Genomic DNA, 9586 nt, shown 5'->3' with positions numbered 1-9586 from the left:
TCTGCCGCCACAGCCACCTCCGTGTTCGGGAGGCGGCGTGCTCGGCTCTCTGTCCAGCGTCGTCAACGCTCCGGCTCTACCTTCACCCGCAGCCTGCTACAGCCCTGTTCCGCCCTGTTTCACCCCGCCAGGCAGGTGATCGACATGGTCGGAATCGGTGATCGGCATGGTCCGGAACAGGTGATCGGCTTGCTCCGGAATCGGTGATCGGCATGGCCCGGAACAGGTGATCGACATGGTCCGGAGCACGCACTCTGCACAGCCAGGCATCACAGATCAGCCCAGCTCCGCACGGTGGGTGGCCATCGCCGCACCGCTCGGTGCATTCCATCCATATCTTGCCTGGACGCTGCACATCCTGCCCCACAGTGCATTCGCCACCCCTGGGGCAGGGAGACTGCTGGCATTGTGGCCCGTAGGCTTCCGCGCAGACAGAAACACCTTCAGCGAAGCGGATGCATTGCTGGCCCGTGGGGCACCCTCGCGCCTCGCAGGTGGGGAGGCACAGCGGCACAGGCGCCGTGTTGGCGCAGAAGAGGCCCTCGGGACACGCCGCTGCGGCGTTCGGCTGGCAGGGCCGGGCGCACCACCCCTCCCGGCCACCGCACTGCAACCCGGCGGCGCAGGCTTCGTCCTTATCGCCGGGGAGTGCGAAGCAGTGTTCGCCTTCTTGGCGCCTGCCCACGGGGACGCAGAACCTCACCAGCGGCTCGTCACCGCGCGTGGCGATGTTCAGGCAGCGTTGATCCGCTGGGCACTGCGAATCCGTGGAGCATTGACTGTCGGTGCAATACTGCGCACGAATGCGCACGTCAGTCACACAACGCAGCGGAGGTTCGCAGGCCTGCCCCGAGCCGCAGTCGCGGTGATAAGTGCTCAGCCGCATCCGCTCTTCCTCAGTGAGCATGGGGCTGATGCGTTTGCCGCCCGGGTTGGGTTCAGGCCATGTGGGCCGCAGCATCATTGCCACCAACAGGATGAGCGGCACTGAAAACAGGAGGCACGCGAGGAACGTCAGCACGACGCGCCAATTCACCGCGGGCACTCCCTGAGGCAATCGCGAGGAAGCCCCTGTCGTGGGACCTGCCTCAAAGCGTACCCCGCGCCTCCACCTCGTACACCGAGATCTTCGGCTGCGCCGGGAACACGCTGATCGCCTCCACGTCCAGCAGCGGCACCTTGAGCGCGCACGTCTCCCACTGGCCCGTGCCCTTGAACTGACACACCGTGGGGTTCACGAAGAACGTGCCGCGCTCCCGATCCTCCAGCCCCAGCCCCGGCGGCAATCGGACGATCGCGCGCAGCGTCCCCGCGCCCTTGGCTCGCACGCGCAGGGAAGTCAGTTGCTTCAGCGGCGGCTCGAACTGTCCTCGCAACGCTCCATCCGCCTCCCACCGAGGCGTCTGCCCGTTGCCCAGGTCCACCCCTGACTTCTCATTCCCATCGAACGCGTGGCTTCCGGCCTCAGCCCCCGTGATCTGCTGGGGCGTCACGGACGAGGACATGGCTGCCGGAGCCGTCGCCAGTCCGGCCAGCTCGCCGGCCTGCGCTCCCTGCTGCACCACCGCGGCGCTCAGCACCGCCGCGGGCAACTGTCCCGCCTTGGCACACGTTGGCGCGAGCGCCGCCAGTAATGGCCGGAGCGGCGCATTGAAGGTCCCGCCCGTCGTCGCCGCCGGGATCAGCGCCATGCGTACCAGTGCCCCGCACGCCACCGCCGTGCCGGGCCCCGCGTGCTCCAGGTTCCACAGCGCCTCCCTCGGGTCGCGCGCATGGCCCGCCGCGCTCTCCTCCAGCATCCGGGTTACGCTCCCGGCGCACGCGTTCGCCTCGGCGGGGCAGCGCTGGCACAGCGTCGTCAGCAGCCCTCTCGCGGGAGTGTCCCCCTCCGCCAGGGGAGCCCGGGCATCCAGAGCGGCGCCCAGCTCGCAGGCTCGCACCGGGGGCGCCGGACAGGCCTCCAACTGCCGCTGGGCCTCGGCCAGCGCGGAGGCATCCGCCGGGTTGCGCACCACGCCATCCAGCGTCCGCTCGAGCCCATTGCAGGCGGGCGACGCCGGGGAGGGGGCCTTCTGCGTCCCCGAGGGCGGAGCCACCTCCACCGTCATTCCCGGCCGGGCCCCAGAGGGCTTCCCCGCCTCCTTGGAGCCCGGACGATGGGTAGTCACGTACAGGTGCACGAAGACGATCAACGCCACGACCATCAGAAGAAGGGTTCGGAGCGGAAAGCGGCGCAAATGCAAACTCCTTGATTCCCACCGTGAGCGGGGGTTATCAGCCCCCGCGAGTTCTACTCAATGGAGGCGTGTGTGGCTGAGACGTTCGACGTGGTGATCATCGGTTCTGGCCCTGGCGGCTACGTGGGCGCCATCCGGGCCGCCCAGCTCGGCCTGAAGACGGCCATCATCGAGAAGGACAAGCGCTTGGGCGGCACCTGCCTCCACCGCGGCTGCATCCCCACCAAGTCCCTGCTCTGGACCGCCGCCCTGTACCACCACATCCAGGAGGCCTCGGACTTCGGGATCGATCTGAGCAACCCCACCATCAACTGGGCCAACGCCCAGAAGCACAAGGACAAGGTGGTCACCAAGGGGGCCAACGGCATCGACTTCCTCATGAAGAAGAACAAGATCACGGTCCTCAAGGGCCATGGTCGCATCGCCGGCAAGGGCAAGGTCGAGGTCACCGCCGACGATGGCGCCAAGCAGACGCTCGACACGAAGAACATCATCATCGCCACCGGCTCGGTGCCCAAGTCCCTTCCCAGCGTCGTGGTGGACCACAAGCGGGTGCTCAACAGTGACTCCATCCTCCTGCTGGAGCGCATCCCCAAGAGCCTGATCGTCATCGGCGCCGGCGCGGTGGGCTGCGAGTTCGCCTCCGTCTTCAACCACGTGGGCAGCCAGGTCTCCATCGTCGAGTACATGCCCAACCTGCTGCCCATCGAGGACATCGACGCCTCGAAGGAGCTCGAGAAGCACTTCAAGAAGCGCAAGATCGATCTGCACACCGGCGCCAAGGTGGAGAAGGTGGAGCACACCGCCTCCGGCGTGAAGGTGACCATGACGGTGGGCAGCGAGACCAAGACGCTCGAGGCGGAGCTGCTCCTGTCCGCCGTGGGCCGCGCCCCCGTCACCGAGGACATCGGCCTCAAGCAGACCGCCGTCCAGCTCGACCGCGGCTTCGTCAAGGTGGACTCGATGATGCGCACCTCCGAGCCCAACGTGTACGCCATTGGCGACGTGATCCCCACGGCCATGCTGGCGCACGTGGCCAGCGCCGAGTGCATCCTCGCGGTGGAGCACATCGCCGGGAAGAACCCCCAGCCCATCAACTATGACTTGGTGCCCTCCGCCACGTACTGCTACCCCGAGGTGGCCTCGGTGGGCCTCACCGAGAAGAAGGCCAAGGAGCGCGGCTACGACGTGAAGACCGCCCTCTTCCCCTTCAGCGCCGTCACCAAGGCCTCCATCTCGAATGAGGGCGTGGGCATGATCAAGGTCGTCTCCGACAAGAAGTACGACGAGGTGCTGGGCGTCCACCTGGTGGGCCCGCACGCCACGGAGCTGCTCGCCGAGGCCTGCGTCGCGCTGCGTCTGGAGATCACCACCGAGGAGCTGGCCCACACCATGCACGCCCACCCGACGCTCTCCGAGATCGTCAAGGAGGGCGCCGAGGCCACCCTGGGTCACCCGATCCACATCTGAGCCCAAAGTCAACCGGGCGCGCCCGCGGGGAGCGGGGCGCCTGGGACCCGGATCCTTGGATCACCTCACCGCCCTTCTCCGAGCCTGGAAGCCCTGGGAAACCCCTCTGCTTCCAGGCTCTTGTGTTTGCCCTCCGTCCAGCCCAGGGGTGACATTGGAGGTAGGGGTGGGTCATCGCAAAGAGGGGGGCTCCCGGATATCGAGAAATTCCGTGTAGGATGGGGAAGGCCGGATGCCCGTTGCTCCGGCCCTTGTTGGGAGAGCCCCCCATGCACGTGATGCGATTCGCGCCGCTCCTCGCCATGTGCGTGACCTTTGGGGCGTGCGGTGAATCCCACAAGCCCTCCGTCGCAGGGGTCGCCGCGCCGGTGCAGGCCGCGGGTGAGCAGCCCCGCCCGGCTCCCGCGCACAAGACGATCGCGCTGGTGATGAAGACGCTGACCAACCCCTTCTTCGTCGACATGGAGAGGGGCGCCAAGCGCGCCGAGAAGGAGCTGGGGGTGACGCTGCTCGTCAAGACGGCCTCGCAGGAGACCTCGATCGAGCAGCAGATCCAGATTGTCGAGGAGCTGATCCAGATGAAGGTGGATGCCATCGTGATTGCTCCCGGAGATTCCCTGCGCCTGGTGCCCGTGCTGAAGCGCGCGCAGGAGGCCGGCATCCCCATCGTCAACATCGACAACCGGTTGGATCCCGAGGCCATGAAGAAGCAGGGGCTGGCCCATATCCCCTTCGTCAGCGTCGACAATGAGAAGGCCGCCTACGAGTCGGCCCAGTTCATCGCCCGCTCCGTGCAGAAGCCCGCCCAGGCGGCCATCATCGAAGGCATCCGCAGCGCCGACAACTCGCGCCTGCGCAGGGCGGGCGCCGAGCGCGCCTTCAAGGAGAACCCCCACATCACCCTGGTCGCCACGGAGACGGCCAACTGGAAGATCGACGAGGGCTACGCGGTGACGCGCCAGCTCTTCTCCGCCCACCCGGACATCTCGCTGCTGTTCTGCGCCAACGACATGATGGCGCTGGGGGCGCTCAAGTTCCTCCAGGAGTCGGGGCGGCAGGCGGTGAAGGTGGCGTCCTATGACGCGCTCGAGGAGGCGCGCGAGGCGGTGAAGTCCGGGCAGCTGGCGGTCACCGTGGATCAGCAGGCCGCCGAGCAGGGCTACCAGGGGGTCCGGCTGGCGCGCCGGCAGCTCGACGGCGAGTCGGTGCCGGAGCAGGTGCTCATCGACACGCACCTCATCGTGGCAGAGCTGGTCCAGTAGTCCGGGAACGTGGCCCGTGGCGCTCCGATCTTCCATCACCGTCAAGTTGATCGGCTACCTGCTGGCCGTGAGCGTGGTGCCGTTGCTCGTCTTCGGCGTCACCTCCTATGAGATGTCGCGCCAGGCGCTCGTCAGCGTCGCCAACGACTACAACGCGCGGTTGCTGGCCAGCCAGCGCGACTACCTGATGCTCCAGGCCGAGCAGGTGGAGAGCCTGGCCACCAACATCGCCAACGTCGAGGAGATCGGCAACTCGCTGGCCGCCGCGGATGCGTCCCCCGAGAAGAAAGGGGCCTACTCCGCGCTCGAGACCCAGGCCAGGGTCGGCTCCATCCTCAGCGGCTACAGCAGCCTCAAGGGGCTGGTGTCCATTGATCTGTTCACGCCTCGGGGAAAGCACTTCCACGTGGGGGACGTGCTGGACACCTCCCGGGTCAATGTGGAGCTGCGCAAGCAGCTCTACCGCGCGACCCTGGAGTCGCCGCAGTCCATCGTCTGGCACGGCGTGGAGGACAACCTCAACGCGGCGTCCGCCTACCCGAAGGTGCTCGTCGCCACGAGGCTGGTGCGGCGCGTGGACCCCAACATCCCGGACCTCCAGGTGGTGGGCATCATCGTCATCAACTACTCGGTCGACTACCTGTACGAGCACTTCAAGAGCCTGGATCTGGGCCCCGACGCCTACTTGATGATCATCGACAGCCATGGGCGCCTGCTCTTCCACCCCGACAAGGCCCTGATCGGCCAGCCGGTGATGCCCGAGTTCAAGGTGCTGCTGGAGGGCGAGCAGGGCACGATGGCGGTGCGGCTGGCCGGACAGGATGTGCTGCTCAACCACCTCCACCTGGAGCACCTGGGCTGGCACGTGGTCAGCGTCCTGCCGCAGGGCAGCCTGACGGCGCCCATGGCGCGCATGGGCAGCGCGGGCGTGGCGCTGCTGCTGCTGTGCTTTGGCGCGATTGGCGCGGTGGCGGTGTTCTACTCGCGCCAGGTGGTGGCGCCCATCCGGGCCATCTCGGAGGGCTTCCGCAACATCCAGCAGGATCGCCTGGATGAGGTCAGCGCCCTGCCGCCGCCGGAGACCCAGGACGAGATCGGCAAGATGGTGGGCTGGTTCAACGCCTTCCTGGAGAACCTGCACTCGCGGCGCCTCTCGGAGGCGGAGCTGCGGCTGGCCAAGGAGCTGGCCGAGCAGGCCAACCGCTCCAAGGGCGAGTTCCTGGCCAACACCAGCCACGAGATCCGCACGCCGATGAACGCCATCCTCGGCATGACGCAGCTGGCGCTGGATGCCGGCTCGCTGGACGAGAGCCGCGACTACATCATCAAGGCGAGCCGCTCGGCCAAGTCGCTGCTGGGGATCATCAACGACATCCTCGACTTCTCCAAGATCGAAGCGGGCAAGCTCGAGCTGGAGAAGGTGCCGCTGTCCCTGCCGGAGCTGATCTCCGGGCTGGGAGATGTGTTCTCCAGCACGGCGCGGGACAAGGGCATCGAGCTGCGCTTCGAGGTGGACCCCACGCTCTCGGAGGGGCTGGCCGGCGATCCGCTGCGGCTGCGCCAGGTCCTCCAGAACCTGCTCGCCAACGCGCTCAAGTTCACCGCCAAGGGAGAGGTCGTCGTCCGGGTGGAGAAGCGGTCCGAGAAGGACGGGCAGGTGAGCTGCCGGTTCTCGGTGCGGGACACCGGTATCGGCATCGCGCGAGAGCACCTGCCGCGCCTCTTCCAGTCGTTCTCCCAGGCTGACAGCTCGGTGACGCGCCAGTATGGCGGCACGGGCCTGGGGCTAGCCATCTGCAAGCGCCTCGTCGAGCTGATGAGGGGGGAGATTGGCGTGGAGAGCGAGCAAGGCAAGGGGAGCTGCTTCTGGTTCCAGGTGGCGCTGGCGAAGAGCGAGGCCCAGGAGGTGGAGGCCTCCTCCGAGCCCGGCGTGCTGCCCGCCCTGAAGCACCTGCAGGGCGCCAAGGTCCTGTTGGTGGAGGACAACCGTCTGAACCAGGAAGTGGCGGTGCAGTTCCTGCGGCGGGTGGGGGTGGAGGTGGACATCGCCCAGAATGGAGCCGAGGCCCTGGAGCGCCTGGAGCGCGGCCCGTACGAAGCCGTCCTCATGGACTGCCAGATGCCCGTCATGGATGGCTACGAGGCCACGCGGCGCATCCGCGCCATCCCCCGGTTCGCCCAGCTGCCGATCATCGCCATGACGGCCAATGCGCGGGAATGGGATCGCCAGCGCAGCCTGAAGGCGGGCATGAACGCGCACCTGAGCAAGCCGATCGACGTCAACGCCCTCTATCAGACGCTGAGCGGGAGTCTGCCGCATCGCTCCGAGAAGGGGACCGTGCCGCGGGAGGACCTGACGGACGACTTCCTGCCCCAGGAGGAGGCGGAGCAGCTTGAGCCCCAGCACGTGAACATGCAGAGCGCGCTGCTCAACCTGGATGGGAATGCCGAGCTGTACCTGCAGGTGGCGGAGATGTTCCTGGGGGATGCGCCGGCCTGCCTGGCGCAGTTCCGGGTGGCCTGGGAGGGCGGAGATCCGGAGTGCACGGTGCGCGCGGCCCACACGCTGAAGGGCCTGGCGGCCACCGTCGGCGCCGAGTCGCTCCGGGAGCACGTGCGAGAGCTGGAGGATGCGCTGCACGCGCAGGATCTGCCCGCCATCACGGCCAAGGTCCCCACGGTGGAGGAGGAGCTGATACGGGTGATGGCCACGCTCAAGGGCCTGCTGGAGCAGCGCCCGGCGCTGCCGTGAGGGGCGAGTCCTCCGGCCCTGGAGCCTCCGGGGGCAGGTGCACGGGCTCTCCGAGCAGATCCGCGAGCTCGAACGCATCCAGCAGCGCGTGCCCCTGGAGATCGTTGTTGAAGTAGACCCAGGCGGTGTAGCCCGCGCGGCGCCAGCCATCGAGATCCGAGGCCACGGTGTGCAGGGCCTTGCGGCCATAGAGCCCCGAGTACTTCGACGTGGTGCCGTGGAAGCGCAGGTAGCGCCAGCCGCCGGTGACGAAGGAGGGCGGCTCGGGGCAGAGATCGTGCTCGCACACGGCGGCGCCCCATTGATCGAGCACCTCCAGCACCTCGGGGTGGTACCAGGCGGCGTCGCGGAACTCGAAGGCGTGCTGCACGTCGTGGGGCAGGTGGCAGAGGAAGTTGTCCAGGCGCTCCGGATCCGGATGCTTCATGTGCGGCGGGAGCTGCCAGAGCACCGGCCCGAGCTTGGGCCCCAGCCGGTGGATGAGCGTGAAGAAGCGCTCCAGCCCCAGCCCCACGTCCGTCAGCCGCTTCATGTGCGTGAGGAAGCGGCTGCCCTTGCAGGCGAACGTGAAGCCCTCCGGCACCTGCGCACGCCAGGAGTCCACGGCCTCGGGCGTGGGCAGCCGGTAGAAGGTGGCGTTCAGCTCCACGGTGGAGAAGACGCGAGCGTAGTAGGGGAGCCAGCGGCTGCACGGCAGCTTGGGGGGATAGAAGATGCCCCTCCAGTGCTTGTACACGTACCCGCTGGTGCCCAGGTGGATGCGGCCCATGCGGATAACCTGGACACTCCGAGCGGGCGCCGCAGTGCCGCCTGGGGCCTCGGCCGTTAAGCAAAACGGGACGTTCCAGAAGCCTTTGTCGCAGCTGACGCCCCGCGTTAGAGGCTTCCTGCTTGACCCTCTTTTGACCCAACCCTACAAGGCCCGCGACCCATGGCGACTCCTGATCGGTTCCCCCTTCCCCAGGTCTCCGAGAGCACTCGTAAACCCGAGTGGTTGAAGGTGCGGCTGCCTCACGGAGAGGGGTACGAGCGGGTCAAGTCCATCGTCCGGCGTACCAAGCTCTCCACCGTGTGCGAGGAGGCTCGCTGCCCCAACATCGCCGAGTGCTGGGGCGGCGGCACCGCCACCGTCATGCTCATGGGCGAGGTCTGCACCCGCGCCTGCCGCTTCTGCCACGTGAAGGTCGGTGCGCCTCCGCCGTTGGATCCCATGGAGCCCATCCACCTGGCCCAGGCCGTCAAGGAGATGGACCTCGAGTACATCGTCGTCACCTCCGTCAACCGTGACGACCGGCCGGACGGCGGGGCCAGCCACTTCGCCTCGGCCATCCGCGAGCTGCGCCGCGAGTCTCCGAAGACGATCGTCGAGGTGCTGATCCCCGACTTCAAGGGCGTGGAGCAGGATCTGGGCACCGTCGCCGAGGCCCGCCCGCACGTGGTCGCCCACAACGTGGAAACCGTGGAGCGCCTCACGCCCACCGTGCGCGATCGCCGCGCCGGCTACCGCCAGTCCCTGCGCGTGCTGGACTGCCTCAAGAAGCGCCCCGAGGGCCTCTACACCAAGAGCTCCGTCATGGTGGGCCTGGGCGAGACGGACGCCGAGCTGGAGCAGACCTTCAAGGATCTGCGCGAGGTGGGCGTGGATGTGCTCACCCTGGGCCAGTACCTGCAGCCCTCGCAGTACCACCTGCGCGTGGAGCGCTTCGTCACTCCGGCGCAGTTCGAGTCCTACAAGAAGCTGGCCGAGTCCTACGGCTTCCTCTACGTCGCCAGCGGCCCGCTGGTGCGCTCCAGCTACCGCGCCGCCGAGTTCTTCATGAAGGGCCTCATGGAGCGCGAGCGCCTGGAGCGCAACGGCTAGCCCT

Annotated in this window: 7 protein-coding genes; 5 read left to right on the top strand and 2 right to left on the bottom strand. The window is 67.7% G+C overall.

Annotation, left to right across the window (positions count from 1 at the left end):
* Positions 1–207 (top strand): hypothetical protein (locus ACJ8AT_RS04295; RefSeq protein WP_407736259.1); only part of this gene is annotated, 207 nt, incomplete at its 5' end.
* Between the two features lie 881 nt (positions 208–1088).
* Here the strand turns inward: ACJ8AT_RS04295 and ACJ8AT_RS04290 are convergent.
* A complete protein-coding gene (locus tag ACJ8AT_RS04290) occupies positions 1089–2204 on the bottom strand; it encodes a hypothetical protein (protein ID WP_407736258.1) in 1116 nt (371 codons plus the stop codon).
* A 105-nt stretch (positions 2205–2309) separates the two neighbouring features.
* Here ACJ8AT_RS04290 and lpdA point away from each other — a divergent pair, with 105 nt between their 5' ends.
* The 3 genes from lpdA (at position 2310) to ACJ8AT_RS04275 (ending at position 7721) form a co-directional block, all read left to right on the top strand.
* Positions 2310–3707, top strand: coding sequence for a dihydrolipoyl dehydrogenase (gene lpdA, locus ACJ8AT_RS04285; RefSeq protein ID WP_407736257.1), 1398 nt, complete (start codon positions 2310–2312; stop codon positions 3705–3707).
* A 269-nt stretch (positions 3708–3976) separates the two neighbouring features.
* Entirely contained in the window at positions 3977–4969 is a 993-nt protein-coding gene (locus ACJ8AT_RS04280; protein WP_407736256.1) for a sugar ABC transporter substrate-binding protein, read from the top strand.
* Between the two features lie 16 nt (positions 4970–4985).
* Complete coding sequence (locus ACJ8AT_RS04275; protein ID WP_407736255.1) at positions 4986–7721, top strand: ATP-binding protein; 2736 nt, start codon at positions 4986–4988, stop codon at positions 7719–7721.
* On the opposite strand, the gene ACJ8AT_RS04270 is transcribed toward ACJ8AT_RS04275, so the two are convergent.
* On the bottom strand, positions 7684–8490 hold the full coding sequence (locus tag ACJ8AT_RS04270) for a DUF72 domain-containing protein (protein WP_407736254.1): 807 nt from the start codon (positions 8488–8490) through the stop codon (positions 7684–7686). The two genes, ACJ8AT_RS04275 and ACJ8AT_RS04270, sit on opposite strands and share 38 nt — an antisense overlap.
* Before the next feature lie 162 nt (positions 8491–8652).
* Between ACJ8AT_RS04270 and lipA the strand changes: the two genes are divergently transcribed.
* Complete coding sequence (gene lipA / locus ACJ8AT_RS04265) at positions 8653–9582, top strand: lipoyl synthase (protein ID WP_407736253.1); 930 nt, start codon at positions 8653–8655, stop codon at positions 9580–9582.
* Positions 9583–9586: the final 4 nt, after the last annotated feature.

Source organism: Hyalangium sp. (assembly GCF_045802625.1).
Taxonomy (GTDB): Bacteria; Myxococcota; Myxococcia; order Myxococcales; family Myxococcaceae; genus Hyalangium.
This window is presented reverse-complemented; position numbering and strand designations above follow the sequence as displayed.